Origin of the sequence: Brevibacterium renqingii (assembly GCF_017808095.1) — a bacterium.
Lineage (GTDB): Bacteria > Actinomycetota > Actinomycetes > Actinomycetales > Brevibacteriaceae > Brevibacterium > Brevibacterium renqingii.
In genome coordinates, this window is record NZ_JADBHG010000001.1 from 1,056,263 (window position 1) to 1,079,673 (window position 23,411).

Annotated in this window: 17 protein-coding genes; 7 read left to right on the top strand and 10 right to left on the bottom strand. The window is 65.6% G+C overall.

Annotated elements, in window-relative coordinates; all coding sequences use genetic code 11:
• Positions 1 to 35 precede the first annotated feature (35 nt).
• The 5 genes from IIE29_RS04765 to IIE29_RS04785 form a co-directional block, all read right to left on the bottom strand.
• A complete protein-coding gene (locus IIE29_RS04765) occupies positions 36 to 476 on the bottom strand; it encodes a heat shock protein transcriptional repressor HspR (RefSeq protein ID WP_209324001.1) in 441 nt (146 codons plus the stop codon).
• A 14-nt stretch (positions 477 to 490) separates the two neighbouring features.
• Complete coding sequence (locus tag IIE29_RS04770) at positions 491 to 1,504, bottom strand: DnaJ C-terminal domain-containing protein (RefSeq protein WP_209324002.1); 1,014 nt, start codon at positions 1,502 to 1,504, stop codon at positions 491 to 493.
• A gap of 180 nt (positions 1,505 to 1,684) precedes the next feature.
• A complete protein-coding gene (locus tag IIE29_RS04775) occupies positions 1,685 to 2,383 on the bottom strand; it encodes a nucleotide exchange factor GrpE (RefSeq protein WP_209324003.1) in 699 nt (232 codons plus the stop codon).
• Entirely contained in the window at positions 2,383 to 4,242 is a 1,860-nt protein-coding gene (gene dnaK / locus IIE29_RS04780; protein WP_209324004.1) for a molecular chaperone DnaK, read from the bottom strand. The genes IIE29_RS04775 and dnaK overlap by 1 nt, the downstream gene beginning before the upstream one ends.
• Before the next feature lie 356 nt (positions 4,243 to 4,598).
• On the bottom strand, positions 4,599 to 6,122 hold the full coding sequence (locus IIE29_RS04785) for a SulP family inorganic anion transporter (RefSeq protein WP_209324005.1): 1,524 nt from the start codon (positions 6,120 to 6,122) through the stop codon (positions 4,599 to 4,601).
• 186 nt (positions 6,123 to 6,308) lie between these two features.
• On the opposite strand from IIE29_RS04785, the gene IIE29_RS04790 reads away from it, so the two are divergent.
• The gene (locus tag IIE29_RS04790; protein ID WP_209324163.1) at positions 6,309 to 6,692 is read left to right on the top strand and encodes a MerR family transcriptional regulator; all 384 of its coding nucleotides are present in this window, start codon (positions 6,309 to 6,311) and stop codon (positions 6,690 to 6,692) included.
• Between the two features lie 159 nt (positions 6,693 to 6,851).
• Here IIE29_RS04790 and IIE29_RS04795 read toward each other — a convergent pair whose 3' ends face one another.
• Complete coding sequence (locus IIE29_RS04795; protein WP_209324006.1) at positions 6,852 to 8,120, bottom strand: alpha-hydroxy acid oxidase; 1,269 nt, start codon at positions 8,118 to 8,120, stop codon at positions 6,852 to 6,854.
• Between the two features lie 133 nt (positions 8,121 to 8,253).
• Positions 8,254 to 9,942, bottom strand: coding sequence for an L-lactate permease (locus tag IIE29_RS04800; RefSeq protein WP_209324007.1), 1,689 nt, complete (start codon positions 9,940 to 9,942; stop codon positions 8,254 to 8,256).
• Between the two features lie 222 nt (positions 9,943 to 10,164).
• On the opposite strand from IIE29_RS04800, the gene IIE29_RS04805 reads away from it, so the two are divergent.
• On the top strand, positions 10,165 to 10,950 hold the full coding sequence (locus tag IIE29_RS04805) for a FadR/GntR family transcriptional regulator (RefSeq protein ID WP_209324008.1): 786 nt from the start codon (positions 10,165 to 10,167) through the stop codon (positions 10,948 to 10,950).
• Positions 10,951 to 11,043: 93 nt separating this feature from the next.
• On the opposite strand, the gene IIE29_RS04810 is transcribed toward IIE29_RS04805, so the two are convergent.
• Positions 11,044 to 12,177: a CobW family GTP-binding protein gene (locus tag IIE29_RS04810; RefSeq protein WP_209324009.1), complete on the bottom strand. Its 1,134-nt coding sequence runs from the start codon at positions 12,175 to 12,177 to the stop codon at positions 11,044 to 11,046.
• A gap of 38 nt (positions 12,178 to 12,215) precedes the next feature.
• Entirely contained in the window at positions 12,216 to 12,887 is a 672-nt protein-coding gene (locus tag IIE29_RS04815) for a GntR family transcriptional regulator (RefSeq protein WP_209324010.1), read from the bottom strand.
• 453 nt (positions 12,888 to 13,340) lie between these two features.
• Here IIE29_RS04815 and IIE29_RS04820 point away from each other — a divergent pair, with 453 nt between their 5' ends.
• Positions 13,341 to 14,954, top strand: coding sequence for an APC family permease (locus IIE29_RS04820; protein WP_209324011.1), 1,614 nt, complete (start codon positions 13,341 to 13,343; stop codon positions 14,952 to 14,954).
• 87 nt (positions 14,955 to 15,041) lie between these two features.
• Positions 15,042 to 15,398 (top strand): hypothetical protein, encoded by a 357-nt coding sequence (locus tag IIE29_RS04825; protein ID WP_209324012.1) that lies wholly within the window; start codon positions 15,042 to 15,044, stop codon positions 15,396 to 15,398.
• On the opposite strand, the gene mobA is transcribed toward IIE29_RS04825, so the two are convergent.
• Positions 15,379 to 16,332: a molybdenum cofactor guanylyltransferase gene (mobA, locus tag IIE29_RS04830; protein ID WP_209324013.1), complete on the bottom strand. Its 954-nt coding sequence runs from the start codon at positions 16,330 to 16,332 to the stop codon at positions 15,379 to 15,381. The two genes, IIE29_RS04825 and mobA, sit on opposite strands and share 20 nt — an antisense overlap.
• A gap of 208 nt (positions 16,333 to 16,540) precedes the next feature.
• Between mobA and IIE29_RS04835 the strand changes: the two genes are divergently transcribed.
• The 3 genes from IIE29_RS04835 (at position 16,541) to narH (ending at position 23,411) form a co-directional block, all read left to right on the top strand.
• Positions 16,541 to 17,896 (top strand): MFS transporter, encoded by a 1,356-nt coding sequence (locus IIE29_RS04835; RefSeq protein WP_209324014.1) that lies wholly within the window; start codon positions 16,541 to 16,543, stop codon positions 17,894 to 17,896.
• Entirely contained in the window at positions 17,893 to 21,696 is a 3,804-nt protein-coding gene (locus tag IIE29_RS04840; protein WP_425491434.1) for a nitrate reductase subunit alpha, read from the top strand. The genes IIE29_RS04835 and IIE29_RS04840 overlap by 4 nt, the downstream gene beginning before the upstream one ends.
• Before the next feature lie 62 nt (positions 21,697 to 21,758).
• On the top strand, positions 21,759 to 23,411 hold the full coding sequence (gene narH / locus IIE29_RS04845) for a nitrate reductase subunit beta (protein ID WP_209324015.1): 1,653 nt from the start codon (positions 21,759 to 21,761) through the stop codon (positions 23,409 to 23,411).

The following is a 23,411-nucleotide window of genomic DNA, read 5'->3' on the forward strand; positions in this document are numbered from 1 at the left end:
CAGCCGGGTCCGCGCTCTTCTCGTCTCCGGTCTACTCAACGGCGCCGGAACCTGTTGTACAGAACCAGCGCGCCCGGCTCGGGTCTGCCCTGCGGGCGACGCCCACGGGAGATCGAAACAACGTCTCCGCCGACGGTGCCGGCCGCGAAGACTCGGGCCTCGCGCTCCTGCGCCGACATCCGCGAACGGACCTCGGCCTCGAGCTCCTCATTCCGGTGCTGGAGCGCATCGACCCGGTTCTGCAGGTCGATGATCTTCTTGATCCCGACGAGGTTCACTCCCTCGTCCTGCGACAGCTGCTGGATCATCCGCAGCTTGGCGATGTCCTGTCCCGAGTAACGCCGTCCCCGGCCTGCCGTGCGCTCTGGAGTGACGAGACCCAGGCGGTCATACTGCCGCAGAGTCTGCGGATGCATTCCCGCCAGATCCGCGGCCACCGAGATGACATACACCGCCGCACTCGATGAAATGTGCATCGTGCTTCACCACCTCAACTGGCCTTTGCCTTGTCCAGCAGGCCGTCGCGGGGATCTTCGCCCTCGGTCGCGGACTTGAATGCCTCGACCGCTTCCTTGGCCTCCTTGGACAGATTCTTCGGCGCCACGATCTCGACCGTCGCCAGCAGATCGCCGGTGCCCTTCTTCGTCTTCACTCCCTTGCCGCGCACGCGCAGGGTCCGGCCCGAGGGAGTCCCGGGCGCGACCTTGACCTTGACCGGCATGCCGCCCAGCGTCGGGACCTTGATCTCCGCTCCCAGAGCCGCCTCGTCGAAGCTGATGGGCAGGTCCATGCGGAGGTTGTCACCGTCCCGGGTGAAGACCGGGTGTGGCTTCACATGCACAGTGAGGATCACATCGCCGGGCTCGCCGCCGTTGGGACTGGCCTTGCCCTTGCCTGTCAGACGGATCTTCTGTCCGTCCTTGACGCCGATCGGTGTGCGCACGGTCAGCGGTTTGCCGCCGGGCATATTCAGCTTGACGGAAGCACCGTCGATCGCTTCGGTGAACGACAGGGTCGTGCTCGATCTGATGTCGCCCCCCTTGACCGGCGGCGAGTAGCCACCGCCGAACCCGCCGCCGTAGCCTCCGCCGAATCCGCCGAGCAGATCTGCGAGATCCGGGGGGACGTCTCCCCCGCCGCCGTAGGTCGTCCGGGTCCGTGTCCTTCCCCCGCCTCCGAAGAGGTCGGAGAACACGTCCTCGAATCCGCCGCCTGCAGCACCGCCGGGCCCTCCGGCTCCGGCACTGAACCGGGCACCGCCGCCCATGGCTCGGACCTGGTCGTACTGAGCACGCGATTCCTTGTCGGACAGCACCTGATGCGCCTGTCCGATCTCCTTGAATTTCTCCTCGGCCTTGTCATCACCGGGATTGGCATCCGGGTGGTACTTGCGTGCGAGTTTGCGGTAGGCCTTCTTGATCTCAGCATCGGAAGCATCTTTGGAGACGCCGAGGGTTTTGTAGAAGTCCTTCTCGAACCAATCATTCTGAGGTCCGGTATTCACCTGGCACCTCCTTTCCTTCCCAGCAATCCTGTCATCAGTGTATTCACTTGTCTCCTCACAATCCGCACCTTCGGGGCCAGCGCCCCGACGATCCGGACCGCCGCCGAGGTGGCCGCCCGGTCCCCTGCGTCAGTTCGCTGACGCAGGGGTTCCGGGAGCCGCCTCGGCGATCGTGGTCGTTCAGTCCTCCGGTTGCTGGACACCGACCCGGGCCGCGCGGATGATGCGCTCCCCGATTCGGTAGCCCGGCTGCATGACCAGGAAGACCGTCGGATTCTCGACATCGTCCGAAGGCTGCTGCATGAGCGCTTCGTGGATGTTCGGGTCGAACTCGTCGCCGACCTCTCCGTACTGTTCGACGCCGAGCTTGCCCAGCGACTCGATCAGCTTATTCACGTGGGTCTCGAAAGGCCCGGTGACATCGCCGTTCTCACGGGCGAGCTTGACCTCGTCGAGCACGGGGATCAGGGCCTCGATGACCTTGATCGTGCCGCCGAGGGCCGCCCGTTCCCGTTCGCGGTCGGCGCGCATACGGTACGCCGCGTACTCGGCGTTGATGCGCTTGAGGTCCGCGAGATGGGCCGCAGCCTCCGAACCCGGTTCGGGCTCGGCCGACGGCTCGGTGTCCTCAAGATCCGATGCATCGGCGGGGATGTCCACCCCGAGGTCGCTGGCATCGGCGGATCCGCTTCCGGTCTGATCGGCGTCGGACACCTGATCGGAGTTGGGATCCGCGACTTGCTCCTCGTCGACCCCGGCCGAGGCCGACTGGTCGTCGGCCTCGGGACGGACCTCACCGGTGTTCGGGTCGACCCGGCGCTTGTCGCTGAAAGTGAAGCCTGGCTCCTCGGACGACTGATCGTTGCCCTCGGCAGTCATTACTTCTTCTCCTCGTCCTCTTCGTCGACAACCTCGGCGTCGACGACATCGTCCTCGGCACCGGAATCGGCGGTTGCCTCTTCACCGGCAGCGGCGCCGTCGGCGCCCTGCTGGCTGTAGATGGCTTCGCCGATCTTCTGCTGGTTGGCGACGAGCTTGTCGTAGGCGGTCTTCACGGCGTCGTCGTCTTCACCCTTGAGGGCTTCCTTGACGGCGTCGACATCGCCCTGCATCTCGGTCTTGACCTCTTCGGGCAGCTTGTCCTCGTTGTCGGTCAGCAGCTTCTCGGTCTGGTAAGCGAGGTTCTCCGCATTGTTGCGGACGTCGGCGGCCTCACGGCGCTTCTTGTCCTCTTCTGCGTGCTCCTCGGCCTCACGGACCATGCGCTCGATGTCTTCCTTCGGCAGCGCGGAACCGCCGGTGATCGTCATCGACTGCTCCGTGCCGGTGCCCTTGTCGGTGGCCGACACGTGGACGATGCCGTTGGCGTCGATGTCGAAGGCGACCTCGATCTGCGGCACGCCGCGCGGAGCCGGAGCGATGCCGGTCAGCTCGAAGGTGCCGAGGTTCTTGTTGTCGCGAGTGAACTCGCGCTCACCCTGGAAGACCTGGATCGAGACTGAGGGCTGGTTGTCCTCGGCCGTGGTGAAGGTCTCCGAACGCTTGGTCGGGATCGGGGTGTTGCGCTCGATGAGCTTGGTCATCACGCCGCCCTTGGTCTCGAGTCCGAGCGAGAGCGGAGTGACGTCGATGAGCAGAACGTCCTTGCGTTCGCCCACGAGGACACCGGCCTGCACGGCAGCACCGATTGCCACGACCTCATCCGGGTTGACGCCCTTGTTGGGTTCCTTGCCGCCGGTGAGTTCGGTGACCACGGCGGACACTGCCGGCATACGGGTCGAGCCGCCGACGAGCACGACATGGTCGATGTCCTTGACGGACACTCCCGCGTCCTTCATGACAGCGTGGAACGGAGCCTTGGTGCGCTCGAGGAGATCCTTCGTCAGGTCCTCGAACTTCGCCCGCGAGAGCGTCTCGTCCAGGTGGATCGGTCCGTTCTCGCTCATCGACAGGTACTGCAGCGAGATGTTGGTGCTGGTGGCCGAGGACAGTTCCTTCTTGGCCTGCTCAGCGGCTTCCTTCAGACGCTGCAGAGCGGTCGCGTCCTTGCTCAGGTCGACGCCGTAGCCGTTCTTGACCTCGCCGACGAGCCAGTCGACGATGCGCTGATCCCAGTCATCGCCGCCGAGGCGGTTGTCGCCCGAGGTGGCCCGGACCTGAATGGTCGAGAAGTCGTCTTCATCCTTGCCGACTTCCAGCAGCGAGACATCGAAGGTGCCGCCGCCGAGGTCGAAGACGAGGATCGTCTCGTCTTCCTTGCCGCGCTCGAGCCCGTAGGCCAGAGCGGCCGCAGTGGGCTCGTTGATGATGCGCGAGACGTTGAGGCCGGCGATCTCGCCGGCGTCCTTCGTGGCCTGGCGCTCGGCATCGTTGAAGTATGCGGGGACGGTGATCACTGCATCGGTGACGTCTTCCTGCAGGTACTCCTCGGCGTCGTGCTTGAGCTTCTGGAGGATGCGAGCTGAGACCTCGGGCGCCGACAGCGTCTTGCCGCCGAGCTCCGTGGTCCAGTCGGTGCCCATGTGGCGCTTGACCGAAGAGACGGTGTTCTTGATGTTGGTGACGGCCTGGCGCTTGGCGATTTCGCCGACCAGAGAGTCACCGTTCTTGTTGACAGCGACGACGGACGGCGTCGTGCGACCGCCTTCCGCGTTCGCGATGACCTTCGGGTCACCGCCCTCGAGGACCGTGACGACGGAGTTCGTGGTTCCGAGGTCGATTCCAACTGCACGTGCCATAGCGTTATCTCCTTACTTTGAGCGAGTTCCTGCGGCTCAATGCGTGTGCTCGGGCGGCTCCGCCGCCGAGCTTCCACGACATTTCCTGCCATGGAGCGAGCAGCGGATCCACTCGAGCGCACACATTGAGCCAACCGGACTCAAGTATTCTCTTCGAAGTTTCGGTCGTCAAACCGACTTCATCAAAGTTGCGTACACTAGACTCAACTTTACTGAGGCCGGCTTTATTCCTGGGAGAAGAGAAAACTTCTCCATGGCCGCCCCAGGCGCTCGGATTTCGTCTCGAGCAGAGAAGCCGCAGACAACGACTGCAGAATATGCACCCTGCGAGAATCGGCGAGGGGACGGGACTGCTCCTAGTGGCCGCCGCCGAGGCCGCCTGTGAGTCGAGCGTGGAACGCAGTCGTGAAGTCGTTCATGCCGACGAACCCGACGGATTTTCCATACTGCTCGTATTTCGTTTCGATCGCATCGAGAGCGGCGACGGTCGACGCATCCCAGACATGCGAATTCGTGAAATCGATGACCACTCGATCCGGATCGTCAGCGTACTCGAACAGTGTCGTCAGGTCGTTGCTGGAGGCGAACAGCAGCTGCCCTTCGACTGTATAGTGAGCAACCTCCTGATCGCCCTGCATCCGGATCTCTCGGCGGACGTCGATGAGATGCGCAACGCGACGGACGAACATCACAGAGGCCACGAACACCCCGACAACGACGCCGATCGCGAGATTGTGGGTCGCGACGACCACGGCGACCGTGATGACCATGACGGCTGTTTCGCTCTTGGGCATTCTCCTGAGCGTGGCGAGTCTGATGGAGTGCCAGTCGAAGGTGCCGACCGAGACCATGATCATCACGGCAACGAGTGCGGCCATCGGAATGACGGATACGACGTCTCCGAGAGCAACGACGAGAATCAACAGGAACAGCCCGGCGAGGAATGTCGATATGCGGGTGCGGGCGCCGGAGGCTTTGACGTTGATCATGGTCTGCCCGATCATGGCGCACCCGCCCATTCCGCCGAAGAGCCCTGAGAGGATATTCGCCACTCCCTGGCCCCAGCTTTCGCGGGTCTTGTTCGAATGCGTATCGGTGACATCGTCGACGAGCTTCGCAGTCATCAGTGATTCCATGAGTCCGACAAGGGCCATCGCCAGAGAATAGGGGGCGATGATCGTCAGTGTCCCCCAGGTCAGGGGGACGTCAGGGATGAACAGCTCCGGCAGGCTGCGGGGCAGCTCCCCTTGGTCGCCCACGGTGGGGACGTTGATCGCGAAGACCACGACTGCGACAGTGACGATGACGATCGAGATCAGCGGAGCGGGGATGACCCTGGTGATCTTCGGCATCAAGATCATGATGACCAGACCGGTCGCAACGAGCGGATAGACCATCCAAGGCACATCAATCAGCTGTGGGAGCTGAGCGGTGAAGATGAGAATCGCCAGAGCGTTGACGAATCCGACCATGACGCTGCGCGGGATGAAACGCATCAGCTTTGCGGCACCGAACCCCGCGAGCACAACCTGCAGCACTCCGGCAAGCAGGACGGTGGCGATGAAGTAGTCCATTCCGTATTCACGGGCCACCGGCGCGATGACGAGCGCGACCGCCCCAGTGGCAGCGGTGATCATCGCAGGGCGCCCGCCGACGAACGCAATGGCTGCGGCCATGATGAACGAGGAGAAGAGCCCGACTTCAGGGTCGACGCCGGCAATGATGGAGAACGAGATCGCCTCTGGAATCAGCGCCAGCGCGACGACCAGCCCCGCGAGGACTTCTCGTGTGAGGATACGCGGAGTCTTCAGTGCGGTCATCAATGAAGGATCGGGGAGATAGCGGCTTCGGGCGGCGGCGGTCGTCGCGTTCGTCGTCATGTTTGAGCCTCCAAGGCCGGGAGCACGTCATGTGACACCATCTGAAAAGGGAATGCGCTTGCGCGCGATCGGCATGGCCCCACATCACGTGGGAGGTGAGAACCGGGAACGAGCCGCGCTGTCATACGGGCGCTGAACCCAACCTTAACGTAACGTAAAGGTTGCCGCGAAATGAGGGGAGTGTCGATGCCCGAGACCGGAATGATGCACATCGGAGAGCTGGCTGAACGCACAGGGCTGTCGTTGCGGACGATTCGCCACTACGACCAGATAGGCCTGCTGACTCCTTCGGGCAGGTCGGCGGGAGGTTTCCGCCTCTACACGGAAGACGATCATGACCAGCTGATGCTGATTCGCAGGATGAAGCCGCTGGGATATTCGCTGGAGCAGATGGGCGACCTGCTCCGGGCGCTGGAGAGTGCACGCGGGAGCGATTCCTCAAGTGCCGATGGAGCGAATGAGCTGACGCAGTTTCTCGATGATGCTCACGAACGTCGCGACAGACTTGCACAGCAGCTCGCCGCCGCCGACGAATTCATCGATCAGCTCAACTCAAGAATTGTTCGGTGATCCGAGCAGAGCCGTACAAGGCAGAAGGCATCTCTCTGGCATCCGGAGCTTCCCCAGGGACAGACAGAGTCTTTCGGGCAGACAGAGATCGGCCGGTGTCGATGATCATGCGATCCTGCGACACCGGCCGACCTGTTCGTCAGATGCTCGGCACGCAGCTCAGCCCCGGGCGGGGCGAGAGCCGATGATCTCGGCCCTGTCGTCGCGATCGAACTGCCGCAGCTGGGTCACATGAGCGGGGTTGAGCTCAGAGACATCGGCGACCTGCAGCAGACGCATGGTGCGTTCGACCTGTTCGCCGAGGATCCCGATCGTCCGATCCGCACCTTCCCGGCCGCCGGCCATGAGTCCGTAGAGATAAGCACGGCCGATGAGCGTGAAGTCGGCTCCGAGGGCCAGCGCGGCGACGATATCGGCACCGTTGCGGATGCCGGTGTCGATGATGATCTCCACGTCCTTGCCGATCTCGCGGGCCACCTCGGGCAGGAGTTCGAACGGCACAGGTGCGCGGTCGAGCTGACGCCCACCATGGTTGGACAGCACGATCGAGTCGACGCCGAGATCGGCGAGCCTCTTCGCGTCCTCGAGCGTCTGCACGCCCTTGACGGAGAATTTGCCGGGCCACATGGCTCGGATCTCGGCGAGGTCCTCGAAGTCGATGGAGGGGTCCATCGCCGAGTCGAGCAGCTCGCCGACCGTGCCGCCGGTCTCGGACAGGGAAGCGAATTCGAGCTTCGGGGTGGTCAGGAAGTCCCACCACCACCAGGGGCGGGGGATGGCGTTGAGGATCGTCTGCGGGGTCAGCTGCGGCGGAATGGAGAAGCCGTTGCGGGTGTCGCGCAGTCGGGCACCGGCCACGGGGGCGTCGACGGTGAAGAACAGGGTGTCGAACCCGGCGTTCTTCGCCCGCTCGACGAGGCCGTAGGAGATGTCGCGCTGCTTCATGACATAGAGCTGGAACCAGTTCCGGCCGTGCGGATTGGCCTTCTTCACGTCCTCGATCGAGGTCGTGCCCAGCGTCGAGAGAGTGAATGGGATGCCGGCGGCACCGGCCGCGGAGGCTCCGGCGATCTCGCCTTCGGTCTGCATCAGTCGGGTGAAGCCGGTCGGGGCGATGCCGAAGGGCAGGGCCGAGCTGCCGCCCATGATCTGGGTGCTCGTGTCGACGTTGGTGACGTCCTTGAGGATCGAGGGGTGGAACTCGATGTCCTGGAAGGACTGCATCGAGCGCGCCATCGAGATCTCTCCCTCGGCCGCACCGTCGGTGTAGTCGAACGCCGCGGCAGGCGTGCGCCGCTTGGCGATCCGACGCAGGTCCTCGATCGTCAGAGCGTTCTCCAGACGGCGCCTCTTCGGATCGAGTTCGAACTTCTTGAACTTCATCAGATCGAAGATCTCGGACGGCTGAGGGATCTGCCTCTTGACCATGGTGCATCGCTCCTTGCTGTTGCAATTGGGGTTGTTCGGTATGTGGGGCTGTCGATGATGTGCGGGGCTGCTGTGGCGCGGCTGTTCTGCCTCAGGGTCTGAGCCGCAGGCCCCACGGCTCAGACCGCGGCCCTCAGGTCGATGGGACCATCCAGGACAGGATCGTCGACTGGAGCCCGACGAGCAGGCACATCAGGACGAGCATGCCGAGTGACCATCCGATGACCCGGCGGAAGATCGACGCCTCCCTGCCGAGCAGGCCGACGGCGGTCGCCGCGATCGTGAGGTTCTGCGGGCTGACCATCTTGCCGAGGACGCCGCCGGAGCTGTTGGCCGCCACCAGCAGCAGCGGATTGAGGCCGGCTTCGTGCGCCGCCGTCTGCTGCAGTGTCGCGAACAGGGCGTTGGCCGACGTGTCCGAGCCCGTGACGGCCGTGCCCAGCCAGCCGAGGATCGGCGAGAGGAAGGCGAAGAAGGCTCCGGTGCCGGCGATCCAGGTGCCGATCGTGATGGTCTGACCCGACAGGTTCATCACATAGGCCAGCGCGAGCACCGAACCGACCGTGAGAATCGAGAATCGCATCTTGACGACGTTGACGACGAAGACGTCGAGCGCCTCCTTGGCCGTCATCCGGTAGACGATGGCGACGATGATGCCGGAGATGAGCAGCAGCGTTCCCGGCGACGACAGCCATTGGAAGTTGTAGATCGTGCTCGCCGACGCCTCCCCGGCGGAGGTGAGGAGCCTTCCGTCGAGACCGGGCCACGGGATCTGCACATCGGTGGAGGCCAGCCAGCTGTTCAGAGCGGGAACGAGCTTGGCCACTGAGAAGATCACGATCACGAGGAGATAGGGGAAGAGCGCGAGGAAGACGCGGGAGCCGGTCAGAGGCGCGGTCGTCTTCTCGACATCGGTCGCGACCGCCGCTGCCGCTCCCCCGGCGTCGGGGGCATCGGCGCCTTCGTGCTCACGCTCGTCGGCCATGCGGTCGAGGGCGTCCTGTCCGCCCTTCGGCTTCCAGAAGCGCAGCATCACGACGACGGCGGCGAGGCCGACCAACGAGGCGATGATGTCGGTGAGCTCGACCGAGAGGAAGTTCGAGGAGATGTACTGAGCGAAACCGAACACGACGCCGACGACCAGCGCCAGGGGCCAGATCTGGCGCAGTCCGCGACGCCCGTCGACGAGCATCACGAGGAAGAGCGGAACGATCGCGGCCAGGAACGGGGTCTGGTGACCGACCATGGCACCGATGTCCTGGTAGTCGATTCCGGTCAGCGTGCCGGCGGTGATGATCGGGATGGCGATGGCCCCGAAGGCCACGGGAGCGGTGTTGGCCACGAGGACGACGACGGCGGCGCGCATGGCAGTGAATCCCACGGCCACGAGCATGACGCCGGTGATCGCCACAGGGGCGCCGAATCCGGCGAGCGCCTCGAGGAGACCGCCGAAGCAGAAGGCGATGATGATGGCCTGGATGCGCGGATCATCGGAGATGACGTTGATGACCAGCCGCAGATCTTCGAAATGCCCCGAGCGCACGGTGAGTTCGTAGAGCCAGATCGCGGTGATGACGATCCACATGATCGGGAACAGACCGAAGGCGAAGCCCTGCGTCGCCGACAGTCCGGCCAGCCCGATCGGCATCCCGTAGGCGGCGATCGCGACGATGAGAGCGACTGCCACAGCGGACAGACCGGCCCAGTGGGCTTTCCACTTGAGCGCGCCGAGCGTGATGAAGATCGTGAGCAGGGGCAGGATCGCCAACAGAGACGACCACAGCAGGCTGTCGGCGACCGGCGCGATTTCGGGTGTGTACATGAACTCTCCAACACAGCCGGCGCTTGCCCACGTTGAGACGGCTCCCCTGTGAACGCGCTCCGAACTCGAATAGTTTCAGCATGGCCTTTATGAGGTCAGACCATTAATCTGAGCATAGAACCGGTCTGTGAACTGCGTCAAGAGCCGCCTGGAGAACAGATGCGAACGGATCGAGAGGAATTGCGAGAAGGGACGTGACATGATGACCCGGTGGGAACGACCATGAGTGACGATGACGCCGAGACACGATCGGCGCGATCCCCCGGCGCCGAGGCGACCGCGGGCCCGACATGGAGACCGGTGTCCCGAGCGAACACCTATGAGCTGGTCATCGATGCGATCGAGGAGCAGATCGTGGCCGGCTCGCTGACCGTCGGCGACCCTCTGCCGGCCGAGCGCGATCTCGCGAGCAAGCTCGGCGTCAGCCGCGCGAGCGTCCGCGAGGCACTGCGTGTCCTCGAGAGCCTCGGCGTGGTCCGATCCTCCGGCGGTTCCGGGCGGGGTGCGGGCACCTTCATCGCCGCGATGCCCTCGGCCGCGCTCACCCGCTTCCTCCGCCTCCACGTGGCCTTGACCAACTTCAGCCTCAGCGACGTCACGGAGACGCGCATCCAGCTCGAGCGCTCCAGCGCCGTCCTCGCGGCCGCCCGCGCCGGTGAGGACGCCCTCGCCGCGATCAACGCTCAGCTGGCGATGATGGACACCCCCGGGATCAGCCTCGAGGTCTTCAACGATGCTGACACCGCGTTCCACGTCGCCATCGCACAGGCGGCGGGCAATCAGCTGTTCTCCGATCTCACGGGAGCGATCCGCACGTCGCTGCGCACCTCGATCTTCGCGGCGTTCAATCGGATCGAGGACCAACAGGGCCTCATGTCCGAGCTGCAGGCTCAGCATCGGGCGATCATGGCTGCGATCGTCGCCGGTGACACCGAGGAGGCGGCGAGGCTGACCGAGGAGCACATCCGCTTCGCCGCTTCGGAGCTTCCCGGCCTCTCCGACGACTGAACGCGGACAAGGAACCGTGAGCCTCCCGCTGTCAGCGCCCAGGCTCGCAGACCGTCGCCTCAGTCATAGGAGCCGGTCGACCGCGGGAGCCGGTCAGCTGTGGAGACGCACGTGGTGACGCAGCCGCTCCACGCCGGTACCGAGTGAGTTCCCATCGTCCTCATCCGGCGCGAGCGCACCGTGCAGCCGACGGCGAACCGCAGCCTCGTCGAAGTCTTCGCCGATGACGACGAGGACGCTTCCCGAATCGGCAGCACCTTCCCGACGCCGGCCGTCGGCGACGTAGACGTTCGGGCCGACCGCCTGCACGCCGAACGTCAGCCACCGACCCCGTTCCCGGGTGCGCACCGTCCCCTTGACTCGGTACACCCCCGGCGGCAGGTCCTCGACGAAGTCCATCACGGCGTCGGGGTCGGCGGGACCGGTGCCGGTGACCGTCACCGACTGGGCATGCCGGTGCGGCACCGGCTCTTCGTCCTCCCCGGTCTGCTCGACCGCGGCCTCCGCATAGGCCTGGCGCAGCAGCTCGCGGATCGGCAGCTCGGGCTGGATCGCCTCCTCGCCTGCTCCACTCCCGCCTCGGCGCCGGTCGCGCAGTTCGCGCTCCCCCTCCCCCGGATCGAAGATCAGGGCGGGATCGAGGCGGGCATGGCACGTGCCGATGACGATCACGCGCGGATTGCGCTGATGGACACGGGCCCGGATCGCTTCGACCGCGGCTTCGCGATCGGCGACGGGAAGCTGGTCGAGCTTGTTGACCAGCACCAGCGTCGTGGCCGCGTAGCGCAGCGGCGGGAGGTGCGACGTGTCGACGGTTCGGAAGTGCATGGCGGCGTCGACGACGTCGATGACCCCGCCGAGGTGGAAGCGGTGACGGCCCATGCGCGTGACCATCCGCGCCAGGGTCAGGGGCTCGGCGAAACCGCTGGCTTCGACGATGATCGCGTCCAGGCGCAGTTCCGGGTCCGTCATCGCCACCAGCGCGTCCTCGAGTGAGGAGTCATCAGTCAGGCAGCAGACACACCCTCCGGAGATCGAGAACGGCTCGTCGACCTGCCCGACGACGAGGCCGGCGTCGATGTTGAGCTCACCGAAATCGTTGACCACGACACCGATGCGGGCATCGGGGTGGCGCAGCAGGTGGTTGAGCAGACTCGTCTTCCCAGCGCCGAGGTAGCCGGTGAGCAGGATGACCGGCACCGCTTCCCTGAATCTGCGTCCGCCCATGTCGCCTCCCACTGTGCTCGCCGTTTCGGCCACCCATGCTAACGCTCTTCACCATTCCGATCCCGCGCGAACATCTCCGGGTGGGCCTCGACGAGCCTGCGGGTATGGCGGATGTGGGCCGCCATGATCGCCTCGGCGGAGTCGACGTCGCCGAGCTCGAGCGCACGGAGGATCATCCGATGCTCGGCGACGATGTCCTCGCGTCGACGGCTCACCTCGGGGCTGAGCAGACGGCGGCGGTAGTAGTGGCTGAGATTCCACAGATGGTCGACAGTCTCGCTCAGCCGCAGGGTGCCGGGGACGGCCATGACTGCGCGGTGGAACTCGCGGTCGGCCTCAAGGAAATCGCCGGGCGAAGCCGCCTGCTCGACGACCTCGGCGAGCTGGTCGAACTCCGCGATCGACTCCTGAGTGTGCGTCGGCATCGCCAATGACAGCAGCAGCGGCTCGAGGCGTTCGCGCATGAGGTAGATCTCGCGGCATTCTTCGAGGCTCAACTCGGTCACCCAGGCTCCCGTCGATGCCACCAAGGTCACGAGCCCCGAGGATTCGAGGATGCGCAGGGCCTCGCGGATCGGGATTCGGCTGACACCGAACTCCGCGGCGACCTCCTCCTGCCGGATGCGGTCTCCCGGCTGCAGTCCGCCGCCGATGATTCGGGCCCGCAGCTCAGCCGCGATCGCAGCGCTGCGAGCAGGATCATGTGCCATTGCCCGTCCTCCCTCCGTCTTCCGCTCAGAAGCCTATCCTCTGCGCGACTCGCCGGCCGGAGAAAAAATCGCAACCCAATTGCAACCGACCTCTATGACGAGGATCCCCTCTGATCGCATCCTGTGAGAATTCCAGGAGATTGGATCCGATCTGCCAGGCGCCCTTGTCTCCGATATGCGCAATTCAGGCAAACGCGCCAATGGTGCGAACAATCATTGGATCCAATTCCGCCCGGAGAATGACGCGCCCTTCAAAACTGAGTATCCGTGCTGGTCATCTGGTGTATATGGAGACGGCTGATGCGACCCCAAAAAGGCCGAATCGTGATTGACATCACCATCGGGCGGGCGCACACTTCAACAGTCGAAAACGGTTTCACAATCGAAAGGGCGATGATGTCCATTTTGAATCCCCCGACCTCCGGGCCTGCGGCGTCCGGATCGGGCCGGCCGATGAAGGTCGACGTTCGCGCCGACAAAGGACTGAAGAGGGATATCGGGAAGATCGGCCTGCTCTTCACCGGAGTCGGTTCGATCATCGGCTCCGGCTGGCTGTTCGGGGCGTTCAACGCCTCGGTGATGGTCGGCCCCGCCTCACTGGTCTCCTGGGCCCTCGGCGCCGTCATGATGATCTTCGTGGCGCTCAACTACGCCGAACTCGGCGTGATGTTCCCCGTCGCCGGCGGAGTCATCCGCTTCCCGCACTTCTCCTTCGGCTCCTTCGCGTCCTTCACCAGCGGCTGGATCACCTGGCTCTCAGTCGCCGCGACCGTGCCGATCGAGGTCATGGCCGCCGTCCAGTACGCCTCGAGCTACCTTCCCTGGCTCATGCACACCGTCGACGACGTCGCCGTCCTCACCGGTCCCGGCATCGTGGTGAGCATCGCGCTCATGCTCGTCTTCAGCGTCATCAACCTCTACGGCGTCTCGCTCTTCGCGCGCTTCAACAACGTCCTCGTGTGGTGGAAGCTCGCCGTCATCCTGCTCGTCATCGTCGTGTTCTTCGTCCTCGCGTTCAACCCGGGCCACTTCACCTCGCAGCAGTTCGGCGGCTTCGCTCCCAACGGCGTGGCCCCGATCCTGGCCGCTCTGCCCGCGGCGGGCATCGTCTTCTCCTACCTCGGCTTCCGCCAGGGCGTGGAGTTCGCCGGCGAGACGACGAACCCGCAGAAGAACGTTCCCTTCGCAGTCGTCGGCTCGATCCTCGTCACCGGCCTCATCTACATCCTGCTGCAGGCCGCTTTCATCGGGGCGCTGCCGACCGATCTGCTCAAGGACGGCTGGGCGAACCTCGCGTTCACCAACGATGCGGGCCCCTTGGCCGAGATCTCCCTGCTGCTGGGAGCCGTCTGGCTGGCCGTCATCCTCTACGGCGACGCCATCATCTCGCCGGCCGACACCGGGCTGATCTACACGGCACTGGCGCCGCGGCTGTCGTACTCGCAGGCGAAGGTCGGCAACGCGCCCCGCGCCCTGGCCAGGCTCAACAGGAACGGCATCCCCTGGGTCTCGCTGCTCGTGGTCTTCATCGTCTCCTGCATCATGTTCCTGCCGTTCCCCTCATGGGCGAAGCTCGTCGGCTTCATCACCTCGGGCACAGTCCTCTCCTTCGCCACCGGCCCAGTGGTCGTCGCGGCTCTGCGCCGTCAGCTGCCCGAGCAGGAGCGTCCGTTCAAGCTGCCCGGCGGCGACGCGCTGCCGATCATCGGCTTCATCTGTGCGAACCTCATCGTCTACTGGACCGGCTGGGAGACGAACTGGAAGCTGTTCCTCGCCGTGGCCATCGGGTATGTCGTGATGATCGCGCACCACATCTTCGCCAAGGACAAGGCCCGCCTGCCGGACCTCAAGATGCGCTCGGGCTGGTGGATGCTGCTGTGGATGGTCGGACTCGTCGTCCTCAGCTTCATCGGCCACTACGGCGGCGGCCTCGACATCATGGGATTCATCGTCGGTGAGATCGTCACGGTGGTCTTCTCGATCATCGTCTTCTACGTCGGCATCGCCTGCCGCCTCACTCCCGAAGAGGCCGTCGAAGCCGTGGAGCAGACTCAGATCGACGACTGATCCTCGCCTCTGGTCGATTAGTCACGGCCGAAACCGCCTGCCCGCCACCGGCCCCTGCGCTAGGGTCGGTGGCCAAGGAGGGACGATATGCCGATGGACTACTCACCGGGCCGCATCGCGGCGATGACGGACGAACTCCTCGCCGCCGCGCAGACACTTGGAGTTCCCCTCCCGGAGGCGGAGTCCCCCGCCGAACTCGTCACGGTGCTGCTGGACGCCAGCGCCCGCTGGTCGGCAGAGACGGGGACCCGGGCCTCCGGGCCCTTCGGGACCTTTCTCGCCGGCTGCGTCGCCGGTGCGGACGAGGACGACCACGGTCTTGCCTTCGTCGACGGACTCGTCGGCGGCCGCGGCCACGGCCACGAGCCCGGGCTGGGGGCCCGACCCGGTGCCTCGTCCGGACTCAGCGCCGGGGCCGAGGATCTCAGCGCCGGGGCCGAGTGAGGATCTCCTCCACCTGAGCCAGCGCCTCGGCGACCGAGGCGCGGTCGTCCCCCGGCGCCGCGGCGTGGAGTCTGCCGGCGAGGAAGGCGGCGACGACCGGGCTGAGCGAAGAGTCCGAATGCTTGATGTGCGAGGCGAACTCGAGCACGGCAGCGACCTCGGCATCGGTCATCCTCGCTTCTCCCGGCAGTTCGGCCGCAGCGAGATCCCGCATCCGCAGCACCTGCTCCGGCACGGACCTGCCGCCTCGTGCAGCCTCAGCCTTCGCTGCGGCCGAGTTCGCGGGAGCGTCCGTGGCAGCCCTCTGCTCGTCCGACGCATCCGAGTGCGGAACAGCCGCATCGGCCGTGTCGATCTTCCGGGCCACGCGCTCGTACTCCTCGCGGGTGTCGAAGTCGACGATCTCCGCGGGGTCGACGTCGACCGGTGCCACGTCGAGTCCGCTGAAGAGGAGCTTGACCGCCCTGTCCCGCGTCTGGCCGATATCGGCCAGACGTCGGCGCAGCAACGCGGTGGGCCAGGCGGCACAGAGGAACTGGAGCTTGCCGCGATCATCGACGCCGGCGGCAGGCAGCTCGGTCTCCCGGCACGCGGCGATGAGCGCCCGCAGATGGGCCGGCCGCACCAGCGGCATGTCCCCGGCCAAGATCACAGTGACCTCGGAGTCACCCATCACTCGGGCAGCGGCATCGATTCCGGCCAGAGGGCCTGCGAACTCGGGCTCCTCCCGTACGCTGCCGACGGATTCCGTCTCGGCCTCCGTGAGCCCCGCGGTGGATCCGGCCACCCATACCTCGGCCTCGGGCACGGCCTCACGGACAGTGCCGAGGATCCGCGAGATCACCGTCTGCCCGCGGAGGCGGACACCGGGTTTGTGCACGCCCCCGAACCGTCGGGAGCGACCGCCGCTGAGAATCATCACCGTGATCGACATGGCTCGATCATACGCTTTTCTACCAACAGTAGAATCAGTCATGGAACCATGACCTAAATCACTTCGTGACCTCGTGAGGCCGGCTGCGACCCCCGCAGGGACGCCTCCTGTGCGCCCTCGGGATTAAACACGGTGGAAACTGTTCCACTTTCCCCTCAACTCTGCTGTGATCGGAAGCAGTCGGCACATTCGTCGAGGAGGGCAGAAGATGTCACAGCCTGAGAGGCAGCAACCAGCGACCGGCGGATCACCCGCTTCGGCCACGAACGCCCAGCGGACCCGAGCACTGGTCTTCGCGACCCTCGGCTTCACCGTGACGTTTTGGGCCTGGTCGCTCATCAGCCCGCTGGGTCCGCACTTCGTCGAGGAGAAGCTCACCGATGACTCGGCGCTGCTCGTGGCCGTGCCCGTGCTCGTCGGTTCGCTGGGACGGATCGTCGTCGGAGCGCTGACAGACCGCCTCGGCGGCCGTTTCATGATGTCGTTCATCGCCCTCATCACGGTCATCCCGGTGCTCTTCGTCGGCTTCGTCGGCCAGTACAACTACGCCACGCTCATCGTCGGCGGATTCTTCCTCGGCGTCGCCGGCACGAGCTTCGCCGTCGGCGTCCCCTACGTCAACCGCTGGTTCCCCAAGGAATCCCGCGGTTCGGCCATCGGCGTCTACGGCATGGGCATGGGCGGCACTGCGATCGCGGCCTTCACCACGGTTCCCCTGCACAACATCTGGCCGCAGCTTCCCTTCGTGGTCGCCGCCGTCGTGCTCATCGTCTACGCGGTGCTGGCCTTCACGATGATGCGCAATCCGCCCGACTGGCAGCCCGTGCGCCAGAGCCTCATCGCCACCCTGGGGCAGACCCTGTCGGTGAAGCTGACCTGGCAGGCCGCCTACCTCTACGCTCTCGCCTTCGGCGGCTATGTCGCGTTCTCCGTCTACCTGCCGACCTTCCTCAACAACGACTACGACCTCGAACCCGCCGACGCATCCCTGCGCATGGCCGGCTTCGTCATCGTCGCCGTCGTCGCCCGTCCGTTGGGCGGCGTCCTCTCCGACCGCCTCGGCGCGGTGAAGACACTCGGCGTGGCCTATTCGCTCATCGCCATCTGCGCCATCGCACTGTCCTTCCATCCCTTGGAGTTCATCGTCTACACCTCCGAGTTCATCGCCATGTCGGCGGGATTCGGGCTGGCTTCCGGCGCGACCTTCGCTCTCATCGCCCAGCGCTCGGACCCCTCCCGGGTCGGCTCGATCACCGGCTTCGTCGGCGCCGCCGGCGGACTGGGCGGATTCGTCCCGCCGCTCCTGCTGGGAGCGATGTGGTCGGCGACCCACGACTACTCCCTCGGGCTGCTGCTGCTCGCCGGCTTCACGGTGATCGCCCTCCTCATCACACTCTGGATCGGCACGAACCCGCCGGCGACGCCGCCGGCCGAAGCCGCGACCGCCGGCGGCACCGCCGCTGCCTCCGCGCCCGGCACCGGCTCGAGCGCCGAACATGCCGCGGCCGACAGCGGCCCCACGAAGCCACGTATCAGCGACGACGACAAGGAGACACGGTCATGACCACCGAGAACATGGCGCAGGGCAGGGACCAGCACACGCCCGCGGAGTCCTCGGTGCCGAGGACCGACCGTCCGGGCACCGACAACTCGCTGATGGACGCCCTCATCGGCAGCCGGAAGTTCTTCACTCCCCGGGCCACGATGAGCGAGGACAAGCGCGAGCTGCATCTCAAAGGCGGCCGCCAGGGCGATTCCTTCTACCGCAACCGCTGGTCGCACGACAAGGTCGTCCGTTCCACCCACGGCGTCAACTGCACCGGTTCGTGCTCGTGGCACGTCTATGTCAAGGACGGGCTGATCACCTGGGAGTCCCAGGCCACGGACTATCCCAGCGCGGGTCCCGATATGCCTGAATACGAACCGCGCGGCTGTCCTCGCGGCGCTTCCTTCTCCTGGTACACCTACTCCCCCACCCGCGTCCGCTACCCCTATGTCCGCGGCGCCCTGCTGCGCCTGTTCCGCGAGGCCAAAGCCGCCAACGGACACGACCCGGTGCTGGCCTGGAAGTCCATCGTCGAGGACCCGGTCAAAGCCCGCCGCTACAAGTCCGTGCGCGGCAAGGGCGGACTCGTGCGCGCCACCTGGGCCGAGGCCGTCGAGATCGTCGCCGCCGCCTATGTGTACACCGTGAAATACCTCGGACCCGACCGCACCACCGGCTTCTCCCCCATTCCCGCCATGAGCCCGGTCTCCTTCTCCTCCGGTGCCCGCTTCCATCAGCTCATCGGCGGCTCGATGCTCTCCTTCTACGACTGGTACGCCGATCTGCCCCCGGCATCCCCTCAGGTCTTCGGCGATCAGACCGACGTGCCCGAATCCGGGGACTGGTGGAACTCCTCGTACCTGATGATGTGGGGCTCGAACGTCCCGATGACCCGGACCCCCGACGCACATTGGATGGCCGAGGCCCGCTACCACGGGCAGAAGGTCATCTCGATCGCTCCGGACTACGCGGAGAACGTGAAGTTCGCCGACGAGTGGCTGGCACCAGCCACCGGCACGGACGGCGCCCTGGCGATGGCGATGGGCCACGTCATCCTCAAGGAGTTCTTCGTCGATGCGAAGACCGAGTACTTCGATGGCTATGTCCGCAAGTACACGGACCTGCCGTTCATCGTCGAGCTCGAACCCGGTGAGGACGGCATCCACTCACCCGGACGCTTCGTCACCGCAGCAGAGCTCGGCAGCAGCGCCACCGCCGAGGCGGACACCGAGGACGCGGACTTCAAGCCCGCCGTCTGGGACCGCCGCACGGGCGGTCCCGCGATCCCCAACGGCACCCTGGGCCATCGCTTCGCAGCCGATGGCGAGGGCAAGTGGAACCTCGACCTCGAGGACATCGACCCGGCGCTGTCGATCGCCGAGGCGACCACGGATGAGGGCGGAACCATCGGTTCCGGTGAGACCGCCGAGATCCGGCTGCCGCGCTTCGACACCGCCACGCAGGGCCAGATCGACGAGGTCGTGCGCGGAGTCCCCGTCCGCCGCCTCGGCGACCGGCTCGTGACGACGGTCTTCGATCTGCTCCTGGCCGAGTACGGGGTGCCCCGCGAGGGGCTGCCGGGCCAGTGGCCGGCAGACTACGAGGACGCCACCAGTCCTCACACGCCCGCCTGGCAGGAAGCCATCACCGGAGTCCCCTGGCAGGCGGCGGCGCGCATCGCCCGCGAGTTCGCCGCCAATGCCCGCGATTCGCACGGGCGGTCGATGATCATCATGGGTGCCGGCACGAACCACTGGTTCCACTCCGATCAGACCTACCGGACCTTCCTCACCCTGACCACCCTGTGCGGCACGCAGGGCGTCAACGGCGGCGGCTGGGCCCACTACGTCGGGCAGGAGAAGATCCGCCCCTTCACCGGCTGGCTCCACCTGGCCAACGCGCTCGACTGGGTCCGGCCTCCGCGGCAGATGACGCAGACGACGTACTGGTACATGCACTCGGACCAATGGCGCTACGACCAGTTCGGGGCCGACATGCTCTCCGCGCGGGCCGGGCAGGGCAAGTTCGACGGCATGTCGACCGCCGACGCCGTCGCCCAGGCCACGCGGTTGGGCTGGCAGCCGTACTATCCGACCTTCGACGCCAACCCGCTCGAACTCACCGAGGAGGCCGCACGGGCCGGCAAGTCGAGCGCCGACCACGTCGTCGACGAGCTCAAGAGCGGACGTCTGCGCTTCGCGGCCGAGGATCCGGACGCGGAGAACAACTACCCGCGGATCTGGTCGATGTGGCGGGCGAACACGCTCGGCTCCTCGGCGAAGGGCGATCAGTACTTCCTCAAGCACCTCCTCGGCGTCGACAACTCGGTCAGTGCCGAGGAGACGCCCGAGAACCTGCGTCCGCGCGACGTCGCCTGGCGGGATGAGGCACCCGAGGGCAAGATCGACCTGCTGCTCACGCTCGACTTCCGGATGACGACGACGACGCTGCACTCGGATGTCATCCTGCCCGCGGCGACCTGGTACGAGAAGCACGACCTGTCGACGACGGACATGCACCCCTTCGTCAACACCTTCAATCCCGCGATCTCCACACCCTGGCAGTCCCGCAACGATTGGGAGACCTGGGCGACGATCGCGGAGAAGTTCTCCGAGCTCGCCCGCACCCACCTGGGCACGCGCAAAGACATCGTGGCTCAACCGCTGCAGCACGACAGCCCGGATGCGCTGAACACCCCCCACGGCCGGGTCAAGGACTGGAAGTTCGGCGAATGCGAGCCCGTCCCCGGCAAGACGATGCCGAAGCTCGTCGAGGTCGAACGCGACTACACGGCCATCCACGACCAGTACACGACGATCGGCCCGCTGCTGGAGTCGCAGGGCATGAACGCCCGCGGCATCCGCTACAACGTCGACCACCACGTCGAACGGCTGCGCCGACTCAACGGAGTCGCGACCAAGGGCGCCGGCAAGGGGCAGCCGCGCCTTGACTCCGACCGGCGCGCCGCGGACTACATCCTCGGCCTGTCCGGGACGACCAACGGGCTCATGGCCACTGAAGGGTTCACCACCCTCGAGCGGCGCACCGGGCAGAGGCTGGCCGATCTGGCCGCCGAGCATGAGGGCAAACAGGTCTCCTTCGAGGATGCGAAGGCGGCTCCCGTGCCCGTCATCACCTCCCCGGAGTGGTCGGGCTCCGAATCCGGCGGCCGCCGCTACTCGCCGTTCACCATCAACGTCGAAAGGCTCAAGCCCTGGCATACGCTGACCGGGCGCTACCAGTTCTACATCGATCACGACTGGTTCCTCGAGATGGGCGACGCCCTGCCGACGTTCCGACCGCCCCTGGACATGAACGCTCTGTTCGGTGAACCGCAGATCGGCGAGTCGGACGGCACCTCGATCGCCGTGCGCTACCTCACCCCGCACAACAAATGGGCGATCCACTCGATGTACCAGGAGAACTTCTTCATGATGAGCCTCGGTCGGGGCGGGCAGACGATCTGGATGAGCGTCGAGGACGCCGAGGCCGTCGGCATCGCCGACAACGACTGGATCGAGGCGATCAACCGCAACGGCGTCGTCGCCGCCCGTGCGGTCGTGTCCCACCGGATGCCGCAGGGCACGGCGTTCATGCACCACGCGCAGGAGCGCACGGTCAACGTTCCGCTCACGGAGACGACCGGACAGCGCGGAGGCATCCACAACTCCCTGACCCGGATCATGATCAAGCCGACCCACCTCGTGGGCGGGTACGGGCAGCTGTCCTTCGCATTCAACTACTACGGCCCGACAGGCAACCAGCGCGACGAGGTGACCGTGATCCGGCGTCGCACCAACCAGAACGTGGAGTACTGAACAGCGATGGCACCCACCGACGACCAGCAGCGGACACCGACTCGGGAACAGGAGGCATACTGATGAGAATCATGGCGCAGATGGCGATGGTGATGAACCTCGACAAATGCATCGGCTGCCACACGTGCTCGGTCACGTGCAAACAGGCGTGGACGAACCGCAAGGGCACCGAATACGTGTGGTTCAACAATGTCGAGACCCGACCCGGTCAGGGTTACCCGCGCGGTTACGAGGATCAGGAGAAGTGGCAGGGCGGCTGGGCGCTGAGCAAGAACGGCCGGCTCAAGCTCAAGGCCGGCGGCAAGCTCAAGAAGCTCGCGTCCATCTTCTCGAACCCGAAGCTGCCGGGCATCGAGGACTACTACGAGCCCTGGAGCTACGAATACGACAATCTGCTCTCGGCACCCGAACAGAAGCACATCCCCACGGCACCGCCGAAGTCCCTGCTCACCGGCGAGCGCATGGACATCAAGTGGTCGGGCAACTGGGACGACGACCTGGGCGGCACCTATGCCAAGGGCGATCTCGATCCGATGCTCAAATCGATCGGGGACAAGGTCAAGCTCGAGTTCGAAGAGACCTTCATGTTCTACCTGCCCCGCATCTGCGAGCACTGCCTCAACCCCTCCTGCGTCGCCTCGTGCCCCTCGGGCGCGATCTACAAGCGCGAGGAGGACGGCATCGTCCTCGTCGACCAGGACTCCTGCCGCGGCTGGCGGATGTGCATCTCCGGCTGCCCGTACAAGAAGATCTACTTCAACCACCGCACCGGCAAAGCCGAGAAATGCACGTTCTGCTACCCGCGGATCGAGAACGGCGAACCCACCGTGTGCGCGGAGACCTGCGTCGGCCGCCTGCGCTACATCGGGCTGGTCTTCTACGATGCCGATCGTGTCACCGAGGCGGCCTCGGTGCCCGATGAGAAGGACCTCTTCGCAGCCCAGAAGGATCTCATCCTCGACCCGCACGATCCCGATGTCATGAACGCCGCCGAACAGGCGGGCATCCCCCACGACTGGATCATGGCGGCTCAGCGCTCCCCGGTGTACAAGCTCATCAAGGACTACGACCTCGCGCTGCCGCTGCATCCGGAGTACCGGACGATGCCGATGGTCTGGTACATCCCGCCGCTGTCGCCGGTCGTCGACGTGGTCAAGGACACCGGCTACGACGCGGAGAACGCGGTGAACCTCTTCGCCGCGATCGACGAGCTGCGCATCCCCATCGAGTACCTCGCGAACCTCTTCACCGCCGGGGACACCGATGTCGTGGCCGATGTGCTCCGGCGCATGGCGGCCATGCGGGCGTTCATGCGCGACATCAACATGGGCGTCGAACCGGATCAGCGCATCCCGCACTCGGTGGGCATGGAGCCCGAGGAGATGGAGGACATGTACCGGCTGCTGGCGATCGCGAAGTACGACGAACGCTACGTCATCCCCGCCGGGCACTCGGAACAGGCGCACAGCCTCGAGGGCATCGGCTCCGACTGCCCGCTCAACGCCGAGGGCGGGCCCGGGATGAGCGAGATGCCCGACATCGCCTCCAGAGGATTCGCGGGCACCTCCGGGATGTCGGACCCGCTGGCCGAACGCAGCGCGGAGGACGAGGGAGAACGCTCGCATCTGCGCGGTCGGCTCAACCTGCTCAACTGGGACGGGAAGGGGCGTCCCACCGGACTGTTCCCGACCATCGACGGACCGGCCGGAGCCTGA

What these genes read in the sequence shown, in the direction of transcription:
- IIE29_RS04765 (WP_209324001.1), bottom strand. Translation starts at nt 476, where the DNA reads ATGCACATTTCATCGAGTGCGGCGGTGTATGTCATCTCGGTGGCCGCG.
- IIE29_RS04775 (WP_209324003.1), bottom strand. Translation starts at nt 2,383, where the DNA reads ATGACTGCCGAGGGCAACGATCAGTCGTCCGAGGAGCCAGGCTTCACT.
- dnaK (WP_209324004.1), bottom strand. Translation starts at nt 4,242, where the DNA reads ATGGCACGTGCAGTTGGAATCGACCTCGGAACCACGAACTCCGTCGTC.
- IIE29_RS04785 (WP_209324005.1), bottom strand. Translation starts at nt 6,122, where the DNA reads ATGACGACGAACGCGACGACCGCCGCCGCCCGAAGCCGCTATCTCCCC.
- IIE29_RS04790 (WP_209324163.1), top strand. Translation starts at nt 6,309, where the DNA reads ATGCCCGAGACCGGAATGATGCACATCGGAGAGCTGGCTGAACGCACA.
- IIE29_RS04795 (WP_209324006.1), bottom strand. Translation starts at nt 8,120, where the DNA reads ATGGTCAAGAGGCAGATCCCTCAGCCGTCCGAGATCTTCGATCTGATG.
- IIE29_RS04800 (WP_209324007.1), bottom strand. Translation starts at nt 9,942, where the DNA reads ATGTACACACCCGAAATCGCGCCGGTCGCCGACAGCCTGCTGTGGTCG.
- IIE29_RS04805 (WP_209324008.1), top strand. Translation starts at nt 10,165, where the DNA reads ATGAGTGACGATGACGCCGAGACACGATCGGCGCGATCCCCCGGCGCC.
- IIE29_RS04810 (WP_209324009.1), bottom strand. Translation starts at nt 12,177, where the DNA reads ATGGGCGGACGCAGATTCAGGGAAGCGGTGCCGGTCATCCTGCTCACC.
- IIE29_RS04815 (WP_209324010.1), bottom strand. Translation starts at nt 12,887, where the DNA reads ATGGCACATGATCCTGCTCGCAGCGCTGCGATCGCGGCTGAGCTGCGG.
- IIE29_RS04820 (WP_209324011.1), top strand. Translation starts at nt 13,341, where the DNA reads ATGAAGGTCGACGTTCGCGCCGACAAAGGACTGAAGAGGGATATCGGG.
- IIE29_RS04825 (WP_209324012.1), top strand. Translation starts at nt 15,042, where the DNA reads ATGCCGATGGACTACTCACCGGGCCGCATCGCGGCGATGACGGACGAA.
- mobA (WP_209324013.1), bottom strand. Translation starts at nt 16,332, where the DNA reads ATGTCGATCACGGTGATGATTCTCAGCGGCGGTCGCTCCCGACGGTTC.
- IIE29_RS04835 (WP_209324014.1), top strand. Translation starts at nt 16,541, where the DNA reads ATGTCACAGCCTGAGAGGCAGCAACCAGCGACCGGCGGATCACCCGCT.
- IIE29_RS04840 (WP_425491434.1), top strand. Translation starts at nt 17,893, where the DNA reads ATGACCACCGAGAACATGGCGCAGGGCAGGGACCAGCACACGCCCGCG.
- narH (WP_209324015.1), top strand. Translation starts at nt 21,759, where the DNA reads ATGAGAATCATGGCGCAGATGGCGATGGTGATGAACCTCGACAAATGC.